The following is a 17,066-nucleotide window of genomic DNA, read 5'->3' as shown; positions in this document are numbered from 1 at the left end:
GTAAACCGATGACCCCGAGTCTTCTCGCAAAGCCGTCAACCTCACGGTTGTCGCCTGCATAGGGGCGCATTATTTCGGTAAGCCTGTGTTTCTTTCTGAAAAACAGCGCTTTTTATATAAAGGGTAGCTTCTGACTATAAGACAACAGAGCTTTACCACTTGCCGGCCAAGCTGCAACCCGCAGCCCGCTAATTGCTTGATTTCACATTACGTCTTACGCCATTGCTGCGTTTTTGTGCTATCAGGCAAAGTATATTATTCCACAAGTCTCTTGGTCTAACGAGAATCAACGCAGAATTAATACCATTATTCCATTGCTGACACTGATATAGCAAGATGACTTTAGCTGTCTACGTAAAGATTATTTTACTGTATTCACAGTGTTGGCCGCTATCGTTGTCTTATTAAACAATAATTGCACGCAAACGTTATCTTTAAATAGCCAGATTGACAGTTAAGCACATAAAAAGGGGTGGCGCTAATTCCTCGGTGTATTTAGAATCGCGCCCCATGAAAACGAATAATCCAGCAGTACAATTAATCACCATTTCTGCCGACGAAGCCGGTCAGCGGATCGATAACTTTTTGCTCACTAAATTGAAAGGTGTGCCAAAGAGTATGATCTACCGTATTGTTCGCAAAGGTGAGGTTCGCGTTAATAAAGGGCGCATTAAGCCAGAATATAAACTGGCTGACGGTGATGTGGTGCGTATTCCCCCAGTGCGTGTTGCAGAACGCGATGAGATACAGGTATCAGCTAAACTTGATAAAGTTGCTGCACTGGCAGATTGCATCTTATTTGAAGATGATTATCTATTAGTGCTGAACAAACCTTCGGGTACTGCGGTACACGGCGGCAGCGGTTTGAGTTTCGGTGTTATTGAAGCATTGCGGGCGCTACGCCCTGAGGCACGTTTCTTAGAATTGGTGCACCGCCTTGACCGAGACACATCCGGTGTTTTATTGGTTGCCAAAAAACGCTCGGCATTACGTTCTTTACATGAACAATTGCGTTTGAAAGGGATGCAGAAAGACTATTTGGCTTTAGTTCGGGGCCAATGGCAGCCTCATTGCAAAGCAGTACAGGCACCTTTGCTGAAAAATATTATGCAAAGTGGCGAGCGGATGGTGAAAGTGAGTAGCGAAGGTAAGCCTTCAGAAACCCGCTTTAAAATAGAAGAGCGCTTTGAGCATGCCACTTTGGTCAAAGCCAGCCCTATTACTGGCCGGACACACCAGATTCGTGTTCATGCGTTGCATGCGGGTCATCCTATTGCTTTTGATGATCGTTATGGTGACCCTGAATTTGATCAACAATTGCAGGGGACGGGATTACACCGTTTATTCCTGCATGCTGCCGCCTTACGTTTTGAACATCCGAATACCGGTGAAACCATGCGTGTCGAAGCGCCATTGGATAATCAGTTACGTCATTGTTTAGCGGTATTACGTAAGAAAGCAGCGGTTTAGCATAGTTAGTTTTAAGGCTATCAGCTTTAAAGTAAGGGATTTATCCCTTGCTCAATTAACATTTGGGTGAGGGCGATTAATGGCAGGCCGACGAGAGTATTTGGATCGCGGCCTGATAACCTATCAAATAATGTAATCCCCAAACCTTCACTTTTAAAACTGCCCGCACAATTCCACGGCTGTTCTCGCGTTAAATAACCTTCTATTTCTGCGCTGTTCAAGCTGCGGAAATAAACATCAAATGTTTCGCAAAGACAATTCTGGCTATTCGTTGCTGTATTTATCAGCGCCAGGCCAGTATAAAAAGTGACACATTGACCACTGGCTTGCTCTAATTGCTTTATCGCATTTTCCTGATTGTGTGGTTTTCCGACGATTTTTCCGTTGATAACACAGACTTGGTCAGAGCCGATGATTAAATGTTGCGGGTAACGCGCAGTTAATGCCGTGGCCTTCGCCAGGGCTAATCTTTGCACCAAAACACTGGCGGTTTCAGCGGGTAATGGCGTCTCATCGGTTTGAGGCGCAGCAGTGATAAAGGGTAATTGCAGTTTTTCCAGCAATGCGCGGCGGTATGATGATGTTGAAGCAAGAACCAGTTGCGGCATAATATTTTCCATAAAACGTAGCGTAATTTAATCAGGCATTTTAAACTGTCTGTCGCTTCGGAAGCGAATATTGGTGAAAGGTGCAGTAAAAAGGCCTTTTTCTTTGACTCTATGTCGTTACAAAGTTAATATGCGCGCCCTATGCAAAAGGTAAAATTACCCCTGACCATTGATGCGGTTCGTACCGCTCAGAAACGTTTAGATTACGCAGGTATCTATTCACCTGAGCAGGTTACACGTGTAGCCGACTCAGTGGTAAGTGTGGACAGCGATGTTGTGGCCTCATTATCGTTTAATATCGATAATCAGCGCCTGGCGGTTATTACAGGTCATGCAGACGTCGATGTCACATTGATGTGTCAGCGCTGTGGTAACACGTTTGCACACCATGTTCATACAACGTATTGTTTTAGCCCGGTCGTCAATGACGAGCAGGCTGAAGCATTACCGGAAGCGTACGAGCCGATCGAAGTCGACGATTTTGGCGAAGTTGATCTGCTGGCAATGATTGAAGACGAAATTATTCTTTCACTGCCTGTCGTTCCGGTACATGATTCTGAACACTGTGAAGTGTCCGAGGCGGACATGGTATTTGGCAAACTGCCTGAAGAGGCGGAGAAACCTAATCCATTTGCCGTATTAGCCAGTTTAAAGAAAGTAATTAAGGAGTAAGGTCAATGGCCGTACAACAGAACAAACCAACTCGTTCCAAACGTGGCATGCGCCGTTCACACGATGCGCTGACCACTGCCACTCTGTCTGTGGACAAAACTTCCGGTGAAACTCACCTGCGTCACCACATCACAGCCGACGGTTTCTACCGCGGCCGCAAGGTTATCGGCTGAGTAGTACTTGCTAATCTTTAGCAAGGCGATACCTTGACTTGTCTAACCCTAGCGTTAGATGCAATGGGTGGGGACTTCGGTCCCTGCGTCACAGTGCCTGCTTCATTGCAGGCACTGGCCTCTAATCCAAAGCTTAAACTCTTGCTGGTCGGAAACCCCGACACCATCACTCCGTTACTTGTTAATGCCGATCCTTTGTTGCTGGAAAGGTTACAGGTAATCCCCGCTGAGCATGTTATTGCCAGCGATGCTAAACCCTCACAAGCTATTCGAGCCAGCCGTGGTACTTCGATGCGTATAGCATTGGAACTGGTTAAAAATGGTGAGGCAGAGGCCTGTGTTAGTGCAGGGAACACCGGGGCATTGATGGGGTTGGCGAAGATGACTATCAAGCCATTAGATGGCATAGAGCGCCCGGCGTTAATGACAGTCATCCCAAATCAGCAGCGCAGCAAGACTGTGGTGCTGGATTTAGGGGCCAACGTTGAATGTGATAGCACGATGTTAGTGCAATTTGCCGTCATGGGTTCGGTGATGGCAGAAGAGGTTGTTGGGATACTTAATCCCCGAGTTGCTTTGCTGAATATCGGCGAAGAGGAAACTAAGGGGCTGGATAATATCCGCGAAGCCGCCGCAGTATTAAAAAATACACCGGCTATCAACTATATTGGTTATCTGGAAGGCAACGATTTGCTAACTGGGAAGACTGATGTAATGGTTTGTGACGGCTTCGTGGGTAACGTCACTCTAAAGACCATGGAAGGTGTGATAAGAATGTTCTTGTCACTGCTAAAATCATCAAATGATGGCAGTAAACAGTCTTGGTGGCTTAAATTCATCGGGCGTTGGCTGCAAAAACGGGTGGCAAAGCGGTTCGGTCATTTGAACCCCGACCAGTATAATGGCGCATGTCTGTTAGGATTACGTGGCATCGTAATCAAGAGCCACGGTGCTGCGAATCAACGCGCATTCGCTGTCGCAATCGAACAGGCTGTGCAGGCGGTGCAGCGGCAAGTCCCTCAACGGATTGCCGCGCGCCTTGAAGCGGTATTACCCAAGAGTGACTGATCGTACATGTATACTAAGATTCTCGGTACGGGGAGTTATCTGCCCGTACAAGTGCGCAGTAATGCTGATTTAGAAAAAATGGTGGATACCTCCGACGAGTGGATTGTCACCCGGACAGGTATTCGTGAGCGGCGTATTGCTGGCCTGGATGAAACAGTTGCTACCATGGGGTTCCATGCAGCTGAAAAAGCGCTGGAAATGGCCGGTATCGATAAGAATGATATCGGGCTGATTATCGTTGCTACCACCTCTTCAAGCCATGCTTTCCCAAGCTCGGCTTGCCAGGTGCAGCAAATGCTGGGCATTAAAGATGCCGCCTCTTTTGATTTGGCAGCGGCCTGTGCGGGTTTCACCTATGCGCTGAGTGTTGCTGATCAGTATGTGAAAAGTGGTGCGGTAAAGCATGCCATTGTGATTGGCTCAGATGCTTTGTCTCGTGCACTGAACCCAGAAGACCGTGGCACTATTATTCTGTTTGGTGATGGTGCGGGTGCCGTCGTCTTGGGCGCATCCGAAGAGCCGGGCATTATTTCGACCCATCTGCATGCCGATGGCCGTTATGGCGAATTACTGGCACTGCCGTATCAGGATCGCCAACAGCAAGACCAACCTGCCTACGTTACGATGGCGGGTAATGAAGTATTTAAAGTTGCGGTGACTGAGCTTGCTCACATTGTGGACGAGACTTTGCAGGCCAATAATCTGGATCGCTCAGCGCTGGATTGGTTGGTGCCACATCAGGCTAACCTGCGTATCATCAGCGCGACGGCTAAAAAATTAGGTATGGGGATGGATAAAGTGGTGATCACACTTGATCGTCACGGTAACACCTCTGCGGCATCCGTACCTGCGGCGCTGGACGAAGCGGTAAGAGATGGTCGTATTCAACGTGGGCAGCTCGTGTTGCTGGAAGCGTTTGGCGGCGGCTTTACCTGGGGCTCCGCGCTGGTTCGTTTTTGATTTAACAAGCAGTTTTTTGTTAACGGGAAAGCAAAATGTCGAAATTTGCAATGGTATTTCCAGGCCAGGGTTCTCAAGCCCTTGGCATGCTGGCTGATTTGGCCGCACAATTTCCGATAGTTGAAGAGACATTCAGTGAGGCGTCGTCGGTATTGGGCTACGACCTCTGGCAGTTGGTGCAACAGGGCCCGGCTGAAGAATTGAATAAAACCTGGCAGACACAACCGGCATTGCTTACGGCCTCTGTTGCTATCTGGCGCGTTTGGCAACATCAGGGCGGTAAACTGCCTACGATGATGGCAGGCCATAGCTTGGGTGAATACTCAGCTTTGGTGTGTGCGGGTGTGTTGGATTTCAAACAGGCGGTCAGTCTGGTTGAATTGCGTGGCAAACTGATGCAGGAAGCCGTGCCTGAAGGTACTGGCGCGATGTACGCAATCATTGGTTTAGATAATGATTCCATTGCTAAAGCTTGTGAAGAATCCGCACAAGGTCAGGTGGTTTCGCCAGTCAACTTTAACTCACCTGGTCAGGTGGTTATTGCCGGTAACAAAGAGGCAGTAGAGCGTGCGGGTGCTGCTTGTAAAGCCGCTGGCGCGAAACGTGCTTTGCCCTTGCCAGTGAGTGTGCCATCCCATTGCGCGCTGATGAAGCCAGCTGCAGATAAACTGGCAGTTGCATTGGAAGAAATTGAATTCCAGGCTCCGCTATTCCCAGTGGTGAACAACGTAGATGTGAAAACTGAAGTGTCACCAGAGGCTATCCGTAGCGCGCTAGTGCGTCAGTTATATAATCCAGTACGTTGGACTGAAAGTGTTGAGTTTATTGCAGCAGAAGGTGTTGAGCTGCTGTTAGAGGTTGGGCCGGGTAAAGTCTTGACTGGCTTGACCAAGCGCATTGTTGATACCTTAGCGGCCGCACCGGTAAACGATGTTGCCACGCTAACCAACGCGCTTGAAAACTAAGAAAAGAGGATAACATGAGCTTCGAAGGAAAAATTGCGCTGGTAACAGGCGCTAGCCGCGGTATCGGCCGTGCTATTGCAGAATTATTGGCTGAACGTGGTGCCCGTGTTATTGGTACGGCGACCAGCGAAAAAGGGGCTGAAGCTATCAGCGCCTATTTGGGTGAGCAGGGCAAAGGTTTAATGCTGAATGTCGTCGATCCCGCGTCAATCGAATCTGTTTTGGCAACGATTCGTGCGGAATTTGGAGAAGTCGACATTTTAGTGAATAATGCAGGTATTACGCGTGATAACCTGCTGATGCGTATGAAGGATGAAGAGTGGCAGGATATTATTGACACCGATCTGACTTCTGTATTCCGCCTATCAAAAGCGGTAATGCGCGCTATGATGAAAAAGCGGTTTGGGCGTATCATTACCATCGGGTCTGTAGTTGGGACAATGGGCAATGCAGGGCAGGTTAACTACGCGGCAGCTAAAGCGGGTCTGATCGGTTTTAGCAAGTCTTTGGCGCGTGAGGTTGCTTCACGTGGCATTACTGTCAACGTTGTGGCACCTGGCTTTATTGAGACGGACATGACGACGGCGTTGACAGATGATCAACGCGCAGGCATTTTAGCCCAAGTACCAGCTAACCGGCTTGGGCAAGCAAAAGAAATCGCCAGCGCTGTTGCATTTTTAGCCTCTGACGAGGCCAGCTATATCTCTGGTGAAACGTTACATGTCAATGGCGGCATGTATATGATTTAAAAATCACGAAAGTATTTGCGTTATTTGAGGTGAAAACCGCAAAATAGCGTAAATTTGTGGTTTGACCAGCCGAGATTTAGTTGCATCTTTTTCAACATTTTATACACTACGAAAACCATCGCGAAAGCGAGTTTTGATAGGAAATTTAAGAGTATGAGCACTATCGAAGAACGCGTTAAGAAAATCATCGTTGAACAACTGGGTGTTAAAGAAGACGAAGTGAAGAACAGCGCTTCTTTCGTTGAAGATCTTGGCGCGGATTCTCTGGACACCGTTGAGCTGGTAATGGCTCTGGAAGAAGAGTTTGATACCGAGATTCCAGACGAAGAAGCAGAAAAAATCACTACTGTTCAGGCAGCTATTGATTTTATCAACGCTAACCAACAGTAAGCGTACATGCTTTAAGTTTAGATACTTAGGCGGTCACTCGACCGCCTAAGTTTTTTTTGTCCTAAGTGTTATTTTCCCTCCTTGGAGGACAACCGTGTCTAAACGTCGAGTTGTTGTGACTGGACTGGGCATGTTGTCTCCTGTCGGTAATACAGTCGAATCCACATGGAAAGCTGTTCTTGCCGGGCAGAGTGGCATCAGCCTGATCGACCATTTTGATACTAGTGCCTACGCAACTCGATTTGCTGGCTTAGTAAAAGATTTTAATTGTGAAGATTACATTTCGCGTAAAGATGCACGCAAAATGGATGCTTTCATACAGTACGGTGTTGTTGCTGGTATGCAAGCCATGCAAGACTCCGGGCTTGAAGTAACAGAAGCCAATGCTTCACGTATCGGTGCCGCTATTGGTTCTGGTATTGGTGGCTTGGGTCTGATAGAAGAAAACCACACCGCATTGGTGAATGGTGGGCCACGTAAAATCAGTCCATTCTTCGTGCCTTCAACCATTGTTAACATGATTGCCGGCCATTTGACCATTATGTATGGTCTGCGTGGGCCAAGCATTTCTATTGCCACGGCATGTACTTCTGGTGTGCACAATATCGGCCACGCGGCACGTATCATTGCTTACAATGATGCCGATGTCATGGTGGCAGGTGGGGCTGAAAAAGCCAGTACGCCTTTAGGTGTCGGTGGTTTTGGTGCTGCTCGTGCATTGTCTACCCGCAACGATAACCCACAGGCAGCAAGTCGCCCTTGGGATAAAGACCGTGACGGTTTCGTGCTAGGTGACGGTGCTGGCATGATGGTGCTGGAAGAGTACGAACACGCGAAGAAACGTGGCGCAAAAATCTACGCAGAAGTTGTTGGGTTTGGGATGAGCAGTGATGCTTATCATATGACCTCTCCACCGGAAGATGGTTCTGGTGCTGCTCTGGCAATGGTCAATGCTTTACGTGATGCGGGTGTGAGCACCTCTCAAATTGGTTATATCAATGCCCACGGCACATCAACTCCTGCCGGTGATAAAGCCGAAACACAAGCAGTGAAGTCTGTATTTGGTGAAGACGCCAGCAAAGTGATGGTCAGCTCCACCAAATCCATGACTGGGCATCTATTAGGTGCCGCAGGCGCAGTTGAGTCTATTTTCACGGTGTTGGCATTACGTGATCAAGCCATTCCTCCAACTATTAACCTGGATAATCCAGATGAAGGTTGTGATTTGGACTTTGTTCCGCATGAAGCTCGTCAGCTGAAAGCGTTGGAATACACCCTGTGTAACTCCTTCGGTTTCGGCGGCACTAACGGCTCTTTAGTTTTCCGTAAGGTTTAACTTGGGTTGTTACTTGCCAGCGGCTAAAAAGACCCGGTTTTCCGGGTCTTTTATTAGCATAACCACGCACTATTCATAACATCCCTCCATAATAATTCTCTTAAAAGAGATAAATCTGAACACAGCCACTGATTTAAATCTGATACTGTCTGCTGGTATTAAAGGCATTGTCTATTTTGCAACTGGGCATAGCGCAAACAGTCCCCATTTAAAGAGAATCTGAATGTTCTGGATTAATGGTATTGAACAAAATTTGATTTCAGCTTCAGACCGCTCAGTGCAGTTTGGTGATGGCTGCTTTACCACCGCCCGAGTCTTGCGCGGCCAAGTGGTGTGGCTTGATAAGCATATACAGCGGCTACAGCAAGCCACTGAGCGGCTATTGATGCCCAGTGTCAATTGGAGTGCATTGACCAGGGAAATGGTTGAAGCCGCAAATCATACTGAAGAAGGAGTGCTGAAAGTCATTATTAGCCGGGGGAGTGGCGGGCGTGGCTATAGCGGTACCGCATGCCAGCATCCAACGCGAATTATTTCTCTCAGTGATTATCCGCTTCAATATAATAATTGGCGCACACGCGGAATTTCATTGGCGCTAAGCCCGGTGCCTTTGGCGCGCAACCCGCTGTTGGCCGGTGTTAAACACTTGAATCGACTGGAACAAGTCCTGATTCGTGCGCATCTTGAACACACTGATGCGGATGAGGCGTTGGTACTTGACACTGAAGGCCAGCTGGTGGAATGCTGTGCGGCTAATTTATTCTGGCGCACAGGTGATGAGATATTTACGCCGAACCTGAGCCAATCTGGTGTTGATGGTATCATGCGCCAGCGAATTATGGCTTGCCTGGCGGCTAATGGCCAGTCCGTGGCGGTTGTTGCGCAGCCGGCGAGTGTGTTAGCCGATGCAGATGAAATTATCGTTTGTAATGCGTTGATGCCGCTATTGCCGGTAAACCGGGCTAATGGGTGGGAGTATCACTCGCGCCAATTGTTTGATTTTCTCAGTCAGCATTGTTGTGATGTCTGAGCACCATGAAGATTGTGATTTATGACTACTTTTAATGTGAAAATGGCCACCCGATGAAAATAAAAAGTATCAGACCATTAATCCTGTTGGTTGCTGTCTGTTTAGGGTTGCTGCTATTGGGCTACCAAAAAATACAGCACTTTGCGGATCAACCATTGGCAATCGCGCAAGAAACTATTTTTAAACTTCCCGCCGGTACTGGCCGAGTTGCACTGGAGAATTTACTGCAACGTGACCATCTGATTAAAAATACGCGTTGGTTCCCATGGTTACTGCGTATTGATCCTGAACTGGCTAAATTTAAGGCGGGAACTTATCGTTTTACTCCCGGAATGACCGTGCGCGAGATGTTAGAGCTTCTCGCCAGTGGCAAAGAAGCCCAATTTACCGTGCGTCTCATTGAAGGAAAACGGCTGCGAGAGTGGTTGGATGAATTGCAACAATCAAAATATATTAAGCACGAACTGGCCGGAAAGAGTGATGCTGAAATTGCGCAATTGCTGGGGTTAAAAGACAGAGAACACCCTGAGGGTTGGCTCTACCCAGACACGTATTCTTATACTGCCGGAACCACCGACTTGGCGTTACTTAAACGTGCCCATGTGAAGATGGAGAAAACAGTCGAAGAAATCTGGCAAGGGCGCGATAAGTCGTTGCCTTATAAGACCCCGGACGAGCTGGTCACTATGGCGTCAATCATTGAAAAAGAAACCGCCGTCAATGAAGAAAGAAGCAAAGTGGCGTCAGTATTTATTAACCGCTTGCGCATAGGTATGCGGCTGCAAACCGACCCGACGGTGATTTATGGTATGGGTGAGAACTATAATGGCAATATTAGTCGTAAAGACTTAGAAACCCCGACGCCTTATAATACCTATGTCATTTCCGGTCTGCCGCCAACACCAATTGCCATGCCGGGGTTGGCCTCGCTCACCGCTGCCGCTCATCCGGCTAAAACGGCTTATTTATACTTTGTGGCAGACGGCAAGGGCGGCCACACCTTTACTACCAATTTAGCCAGTCATAACCAAGCGGTACGGGTTTATCGTCAATCGCTAAAGGATAAAAATGAAAAGTAAATTTATCGTTATTGAGGGGCTTGAAGGGGCAGGGAAAACCACCGCCAGAGATCAGGTGGTTGCCACGTTACGCGCCCAGGGGATTAACGATATTGTTTTTACCCGTGAGCCTGGCGGAACACCGCTGGCAGAAAAATTACGTGATTTGATTAAGCAAGGCATTGACGGGGAAGTCCTGACAGATAAAGCCGAAGTGCTAATGTTGTATGCTGCCCGCGTGCAATTGGTTGAAAATGTTATTAAACCTGCATTAGCGCGCGGCAGTTGGGTGGTGGGTGACCGTCATGATTTATCATCGCAGGCGTATCAAGGCGGGGGCCGAGGGATTGATAGCCAACTAATGGCCTCATTGCGTGACACGGTATTAGGCGATTTTCGTCCTGACTTGACACTGTATCTGGACTTACCTCCGGCGGTCGGCTTGGCGCGTGCCCGTGCCCGTGGCGAATTAGACCGCATTGAACAAGAGTCGCTGGCCTTTTTTGAGCGCACCCGTGCGCGTTACCTTGAATTAGCCGCCGCAGACTCCACCATCAAAACTGTTGATGCTTCCCAACCACTTGAGCAGGTAAGTGAATCTATCCGTCAGGTGCTTCAGCAATGGTTGGCACGGCTGGAAACAGCAGCATGAAATGGTATCCGTGGCTTACCGCACCTTACCGCCAGTGGGTAGGGCAGCATATTGCCGGGCGTGGTCACCATGCATTATTGCTGCACTCTTTACCCGGTAATGGTGAGGAGGCGCTAATTTATGGCATCAGCCGCTGGTTGATGTGCCAACAGCGACAAGGTGAGAAAAGTTGTGGCGAATGCCATAGTTGTCGTCTGATGTTGGCGGGTAACCATCCTGACTGGTATGTGTTGGCCCCGGAGAAAGGCAAAAGCAGCCTTGGCGTTGAACTGGTGCGCCAGCAGATAGAAAAACTGTATTCTCATGCACAGCAAGGCGGCGAAAAAGTCGTGTGGTTACCCCATGCGGAATTGCTGACCGACGCGGCTGCCAATGCTTTGTTGAAAACACTGGAAGAACCGCCGGCGAAAACCTATTTCCTGCTGGATTGCCACCAACCCGCCAGCTTGTTAGCCACCTTGCGCAGCCGCTGTTTTTACTGGTATTTAGCCTGCCCGGAGACGGCGCTCAGTTTGCAATGGTTGCAACGGCAGACTCAGGCTGAACCGGTTTCACTGCTGGCCGCCCTTAAATTAAGTGAGGGCGCGCCACTGGCCGCCGAGCGTTTGCTGCAACCTGAGCATTGGGCCATCAGATCCAGCCTATGTAGCGCGCTGAGTCATTCACTGCACAACTCGGACTTACTGTCCTTGATGGCGCAACTTAATCATGATGATGCTCCTGAGCGCTTACAGTGGCTCTCTTCGTTAGTGCTGGATGCGCTTAAGTGGCAGCAAGGTGCGGGTGAATTCGCGGTCAATCAGGATAGATTGCCGTTGGTGCAACAATTAGCACAAATAGCGACTACGCCAGTATTGCTCGAGTCGGCAAAACAGTTAGGCCATTGTCGCCATCAATTATTATCTGTGGTGGGGGTTAACCGCGAATTGTTACTCACTGAGCTACTGCTCAACTGGGAAACAGCCCTGACGACCGGGACGTATTCCACTTCATTTTCAGAGCCATAACCACCCATGACTCACAGCAATTAGGAAAGAGTTTAATATTATGTTGTTAGTAGATTCCCACTGCCACCTTGATAGCCTTGATTACCAGACATTGCACAGCAGTGTTGACGATGTATTAGCCAAAGCTAAGGCGCGCGATGTTGGTTTTGTGCTGGCGGTAGCCACCACCTTGCCGGGTTTTTCGGCGATGACAGCCCTGATAGGGGAGCGAAAAAATGTGGCGTTTTCCTGTGGTGTTCATCCGCTAAATCTGGATGGCGGCTATGATTTTCAACAGCTTGCCAGTTTAGCCGCGGCAAATAATGTGGTGGCGATGGGGGAAACCGGGCTCGATTATTTTTATCAGCAAGACAATATCCCACTGCAACAAGCTTCTTTTCGTGAACATATCCGCATTGGCCGCCAGCTCAATAAACCGGTTATCGTGCATACCCGTGATGCCCGTGAAGACACCTTGGCAATTTTGCGTGAGGAACAGGCGCAAGATTGTGGCGGTGTTTTACATTGCTTTACTGAAGACAAAGCGACCGCAGAGACATTGCTGGATCTCGGTTTTTATATCTCTTTCTCTGGCATTCTCACCTTCCGTAATGCTGAGCAACTGCGAGATGTTGCCCGTTATGTGCCGCTGGATAGATTGTTAGTGGAAACTGATTCACCTTATTTAGCCCCCGTCCCTCATCGCGGTAAAGAGAACCAACCCGCCTATGTTCGTGATGTTGCAGAGTATATGGCTGTGCTGAAAGGGGTGAGTCTTGAATCCCTGGCGCAAGCCACCACCGATAACTTCTGCCGATTGTTTCATCTGGAGTCCTCTACCCTCGCCAATGAATCGCAGCCACTTCCTTAATAATACTTTTTTTTAAGCTCGTAATTAATCGCCGAAACGAGTACTGTTCTCACCCGAATTATTGGGTGAGAGTAGAATTTATTGACGTTTTTTTACAAAAAGTACGCGTTTTGGAACATTATAAGCGCCTTCTTGAAAGAAACGTGACTGCCATCAAACATTAAGCAGGCTATTTATTTTACTCTTCGTAAAAATTAAAGGGGTGCTTTAGACACCCTTATTCGCAAAGGCTTACTCCCCACTTTGTAATGCCAAAAAACGCGAGAAAAAGCAGAAAAGTACTATTACTCAGGAGCTCACTCAACTATGTTTAAGAACGCATTTGCAAACCTGCAAAAGGTCGGTAAATCGCTAATGCTACCGGTATCCGTTTTACCCATCGCAGGTATTCTGCTGGGTGTCGGTTCCGCGAATTTTAGCTGGCTACCTTCGGTAGTCTCTCACGTGATGGCAGAAGCGGGCGGTTCCGTTTTTGCTAATATGGCATTGATTTTTGCTATTGGCGTTGCACTTGGCTTTACCAATAACGACGGTGTATCGGCGTTAGCGGCAGTTGTTGCTTACGGCATCATGGTAAAAACCATGGCGGTTGTCGCGCCACTGGTCTTGCATCTGCCAGCAGAAGAAATTGCTGCTAAGCATTTGGCTGATACTGGGGTACTGGGCGGGATTATTGCTGGTGCCATAGCCGCCTACATGTTTAACCGCTTCTACCGTATTCAGTTACCTGACTATCTGGGCTTCTTTGCGGGTAAACGTTTCGTTCCGATTATTTCTGGTTTCACCGCGATCTTCGTGGGTGTGATTCTGGCCTTCATCTGGCCACCTATCGGCACGGCTATCCAGACATTCTCTCAATGGGCAGCTTACCAGAACTCTGTTGTAGCCTTTGGTATCTACGGCGTTGTTGAACGTGCGTTGGTTCCATTCGGTCTGCACCATATCTGGAACGTACCATTCCAAATGCAAATTGGTGAATACACCAATGCTGCGGGCCAGGTATTCCACGGTGACATTCCACGTTATATGGCGGGTGACCCAACTGCGGGTAAACTGTCTGGTGGATTCCTGTTTAAAATGTACGGTTTACCAGCAGCAGCGATTGCCATCTGGCATTCAGCTAAACCTGAAAACCGGGCAAAAGTGGGCGGGATCATGATCTCCGCAGCACTGACCTCATTCCTGACCGGTATTACCGAGCCAATCGAATTCTCCTTCATGTTCGTGGCACCAATTTTGTATGTTATTCATGCAATCTTGGCAGGGTTGGCCTTCCCAATCTGTATTCTGTTGGGCATGCGTGACGGTACCAGCTTCTCCCACGGCTTGATTGACTTCGTGGTATTGAGTGGCAACAGTAGCCGTATCTGGCTGTTCCCTCTGGTAGGTATCTGCTACGGTCTGGTGTACTACACCATCTTCCGTGTGTTGATTTCCAAACTGAATCTGAAAACACCGGGTCGTGAAGACAATGCTACCGAGCAGACTGTACAGGGCGGCACAGAAATGTCTGCGGCACTGGTCAATGCATTCGGCGGTAAAGAAAACATCACTAACTTGGATGCTTGTATTACCCGTCTGCGTGTCAGCGTGGCGGATATCACCAAGGTTGACCAAGCGGGTCTGAAGAAACTGGGTGCTGCGGGCGTGGTTGTTGCAGGCTCCGGTGTTCAAGCCATCTTCGGGACTAAATCTGATAACTTGAAAACAGATATGGACGAATATATTCGTAACCATTAATTCAGGTTCGGGGAGTGCAAAAGGGAGGCGAAAGCCTCCCTTTTTTTGTGGTTTTTACATTGATTCCAAATGCCCCGGCAAAAACAGAACACGGGGTAGGGTGGCGGTATTATTGCGGCTGGGGCGGGACACTATTTTACCGACTCTCGCCATTTAGCATTTAAATCTAAAAACTTCCAGGCCAGTTTAAAAAGCATTTACCCAACCCCCGTGAGCGGATCAGGGCGATCATCAGCGAGATGTTAAGGTTGATTTCTTGGTTTAGTCCATTAAGGAAAGTAAGTTATGTTATTGCCTGTTCTAAATTAAGTATCTATATAAAATAACTCACTATTTTCTGCGATATTAATGTTTATTCTCAATTGATTCTAGCGGGTTAATATCAGCCATTGTTATTCTGGCTCCAGCCAGGTGGTTTGGAAATCAAACCAGCCCAGATTATTTAAGTGTACCCCTTGGGCTTGCTCGGGGGCTTTTAGGCGCATCCAGTGGTGGAATAATGGCTGTAACCAACCACTGCCAATTACTTTTCTGATTAATTGTTCACTATCAAGGGATTGGCTACGCCACTGGTGTAAATAGGCCTGTAATTTGGCTTGGTCACCGCCAGTAATGGAGTGGTGCAGCAGTGGGGAACCCAATAACCAGGCACCGACATTCCATGCTTCCGGAACCGAAAAATTCACCGTCCCCAACCATAAATCCACATTGGCAGCACCGCTGGCCCAGGTTGCGTAATCCAACTCAATAGCATCTAATTTAATGCCCTGCATGGCCAAAATATGTGTTATTTCAGCGATTAGCATTGTGTATTCAGGGTGCTGGCTATGATAAGCCATGGTTAATACTGGCATGTTATGAACCGCCAGCTCTGCTCTTGCAGGGAAAGGGGGGCATTTATCGCCTGAATCAATCATGTGAAACCATGTGGGTAATACACTGCTGGCAGGTACCCAAAAAGGGCGAATGGGTTCAATGAGACGTTGGATAAGATTATAAGGATTGAGTGTTTCTCGCAGCCAGCGCCGCTGCTTAATGTTGTGCCAGTGGGGCGAGCGGCTATCACAGAGCAAAAAATATCCGCCGCGTTCGAGAAACATTTCCTGTGTTGAGTCGGAGGGTTTACCCGTCAGACTGGCGGCGAAACCAGCAACATAATCAATATCACTAATACTGGAGCTCAGCCAGGTGGCGCTTTGGATATTGGCCATATTCAGTTGTTCTGATAGCACCGCCGGTGAATCAGCAGGGAGGCGCTCTTGCTGGCGCGCCAGATCAGGGAAGATGAGCACCTCGACTTCATCCAGCAGACCACGAAAGCCAAAATAATGGTCAAAGGATTTCAGTTGCAAATGCCAGTCATCATTTTCAGCTACCCGATAAGGCCCAGTGCCCACGGGGTGAGAGGCAAAATCCGGCTGTGAGGCATGGTCTTCTGGCAAGATAAGGGCGCGGTGATGGGCCAGCAGTAAGGGGAGCTGAGGGTCTGGGTGGCTAAGTTTGATATCAATGCTGAGTGCGCCATGCTGCTCGACCTGTTGGATATGTGCAAACAGGGGCGAGGTGGCACTGCGGGTTAATGAACTGACGACGTCACGGCTGGAAAGCTCGCGCCCATCATGAAACTGCACTCCTGGACGTAAATAAAAACGCCAGTGTAGGGGGCTAAGATTACGCCAGCGGTGCGCTAAATCAGGGGTCGCTTCGCCATTTTCTTCATTAATCCGTGTCAGCCCGTTAAATATTTGTCGGACTAAGTGCAGCTCAGAGCGGCGAAGTGGGGTGCCGGGATAAAGATTTGGCATGCTGCGGTAGTAAGGAATACGTAAGGCTTGGTAGTCATCACGAACCCGATACCCTAACTTGGCCCGCAGCAAAGGGGTAATGAGCTGTTTATCCTTACCCAACAATGCAATAGCGCCATTGAAATCACCGGCGTCTAGCAACTGTTCCGCTTTTTCAATCAATAATTGATGAGTGTTCCGCAATAGTTGTAAATGTGACCGGCGGCCACGACCCGCTTCTGCTTGCCAGGTTAACCAGCCAGCTTGTTGCATCTGAACGAGTAAAGTCCGCATGTGGCGCTTGGTGCAGCTGAGTTTATCCGCCAATTCCTGCAGTGTAATTTCAATCGATTGCACACCGACCAGATTCAGTAAGCGCAAATATTGTTGTTCAAGACGGCGGCTGGTCATAAAAGAGGAACTCAGTTGGCTGAAAGTCAGCAGTTTTTCATATCATCTTTTTAGCCGATAATTTTCCTCTCGACAAGTGTTGGCGGCTTACCGCGTAGGCAGCAAGGCGGTAGCTGGCAAAGTAACATGATGATTAAAGGTGA

General features: G+C 48.4%; 17 protein-coding genes. 15 read left to right on the top strand and 2 right to left on the bottom strand.

Annotated features, from left to right (window positions below; translation table 11 throughout):
- The first annotated feature begins 510 nt into the window (after window positions 1-510).
- Window positions 511-1,470 carry a 23S rRNA pseudouridine(955/2504/2580) synthase RluC gene (rluC, locus tag YROHD0001_RS15470; RefSeq protein WP_004713229.1) on the top strand — a complete coding sequence of 320 codons (960 nt, stop codon included), beginning with the start codon at window positions 511-513 and terminating at the stop codon, window positions 1,468-1,470.
- Between the two features lie 26 nt (window positions 1,471-1,496).
- Here the strand turns inward: rluC and YROHD0001_RS15475 are convergent, their stop codons facing one another.
- The gene (locus tag YROHD0001_RS15475) at window positions 1,497-2,078 is read right to left on the bottom strand and encodes a Maf family protein (protein ID WP_032815960.1); all 582 of its coding nucleotides are present in this window, start codon (window positions 2,076-2,078) and stop codon (window positions 1,497-1,499) included.
- Window positions 2,079-2,219: 141 nt separating this feature from the next.
- On the opposite strand from YROHD0001_RS15475, the gene yceD reads away from it, so the two are divergent.
- From yceD to ptsG, 14 genes are all read left to right on the top strand, one after another.
- Window positions 2,220-2,750, top strand: coding sequence for a 23S rRNA accumulation protein YceD (gene yceD, locus YROHD0001_RS15480; protein ID WP_004713227.1), 531 nt, complete (start codon window positions 2,220-2,222; stop codon window positions 2,748-2,750).
- A gap of 5 nt (window positions 2,751-2,755) precedes the next feature.
- Entirely contained in the window at window positions 2,756-2,923 is a 168-nt protein-coding gene (gene rpmF / locus YROHD0001_RS0117200) for a 50S ribosomal protein L32 (protein WP_002210931.1), read from the top strand.
- A 33-nt stretch (window positions 2,924-2,956) separates the two neighbouring features.
- On the top strand, window positions 2,957-3,991 hold the full coding sequence (plsX, locus tag YROHD0001_RS15485) for a phosphate acyltransferase PlsX (RefSeq protein WP_032815958.1): 1,035 nt from the start codon (window positions 2,957-2,959) through the stop codon (window positions 3,989-3,991).
- Window positions 3,992-3,997: 6 nt separating this feature from the next.
- Complete coding sequence (locus YROHD0001_RS15490; RefSeq protein ID WP_032815957.1) at window positions 3,998-4,951, top strand: beta-ketoacyl-ACP synthase III; 954 nt, start codon at window positions 3,998-4,000, stop codon at window positions 4,949-4,951.
- A 35-nt stretch (window positions 4,952-4,986) separates the two neighbouring features.
- Window positions 4,987-5,916: an ACP S-malonyltransferase gene (gene fabD, locus YROHD0001_RS15495; protein ID WP_032815956.1), complete on the top strand. Its 930-nt coding sequence runs from the start codon at window positions 4,987-4,989 to the stop codon at window positions 5,914-5,916.
- Between the two features lie 14 nt (window positions 5,917-5,930).
- Window positions 5,931-6,665: a 3-oxoacyl-ACP reductase FabG gene (gene fabG, locus YROHD0001_RS15500; protein ID WP_004713222.1), complete on the top strand. Its 735-nt coding sequence runs from the start codon at window positions 5,931-5,933 to the stop codon at window positions 6,663-6,665.
- Between the two features lie 153 nt (window positions 6,666-6,818).
- Entirely contained in the window at window positions 6,819-7,055 is a 237-nt protein-coding gene (acpP, locus tag YROHD0001_RS15505; RefSeq protein ID WP_002220787.1) for an acyl carrier protein, read from the top strand.
- Window positions 7,056-7,149: 94 nt separating this feature from the next.
- Complete coding sequence (gene fabF, locus YROHD0001_RS15510; protein ID WP_032815955.1) at window positions 7,150-8,391, top strand: beta-ketoacyl-ACP synthase II; 1,242 nt, start codon at window positions 7,150-7,152, stop codon at window positions 8,389-8,391.
- Between the two features lie 223 nt (window positions 8,392-8,614).
- Window positions 8,615-9,421, top strand: coding sequence for an aminodeoxychorismate lyase (gene pabC / locus YROHD0001_RS15515; RefSeq protein ID WP_004713220.1), 807 nt, complete (start codon window positions 8,615-8,617; stop codon window positions 9,419-9,421).
- 53 nt (window positions 9,422-9,474) lie between these two features.
- Window positions 9,475-10,500, top strand: coding sequence for an endolytic transglycosylase MltG (mltG, locus tag YROHD0001_RS15520; protein WP_004713219.1), 1,026 nt, complete (start codon window positions 9,475-9,477; stop codon window positions 10,498-10,500).
- Window positions 10,490-11,131, top strand: a complete 642-nt coding sequence (tmk, locus tag YROHD0001_RS15525) for a dTMP kinase (RefSeq protein ID WP_032815954.1) — start codon at window positions 10,490-10,492, stop codon at window positions 11,129-11,131. Before mltG ends, tmk begins: the two co-directional genes overlap by 11 nt.
- Entirely contained in the window at window positions 11,128-12,138 is a 1,011-nt protein-coding gene (gene holB, locus YROHD0001_RS15530) for a DNA polymerase III subunit delta' (protein WP_032815953.1), read from the top strand. The genes tmk and holB overlap by 4 nt, the downstream gene beginning before the upstream one ends.
- Before the next feature lie 40 nt (window positions 12,139-12,178).
- Complete coding sequence (locus YROHD0001_RS15535) at window positions 12,179-12,988, top strand: metal-dependent hydrolase (protein WP_004713216.1); 810 nt, start codon at window positions 12,179-12,181, stop codon at window positions 12,986-12,988.
- Between the two features lie 306 nt (window positions 12,989-13,294).
- Window positions 13,295-14,728, top strand: a complete 1,434-nt coding sequence (gene ptsG, locus YROHD0001_RS15540) for a PTS glucose transporter subunit IIBC (protein ID WP_004713215.1) — start codon at window positions 13,295-13,297, stop codon at window positions 14,726-14,728.
- A 392-nt stretch (window positions 14,729-15,120) separates the two neighbouring features.
- On the opposite strand, the gene YROHD0001_RS15545 is transcribed toward ptsG, so the two are convergent.
- Window positions 15,121-16,923, bottom strand: a complete 1,803-nt coding sequence (locus tag YROHD0001_RS15545) for an SgrR family transcriptional regulator (RefSeq protein WP_004713214.1) — start codon at window positions 16,921-16,923, stop codon at window positions 15,121-15,123.
- Window positions 16,924-17,066: the final 143 nt, after the last annotated feature.

It is taken from the genome of Yersinia rohdei ATCC 43380 (genome assembly GCF_000173775.1).
Taxonomy (GTDB): Bacteria; Pseudomonadota; Gammaproteobacteria; order Enterobacterales; family Enterobacteriaceae; genus Yersinia; species Yersinia rohdei.
The sequence above is the reverse complement of the archived record's forward strand: the minus strand, read 5'-3'. Positions and strand labels throughout refer to the sequence as shown.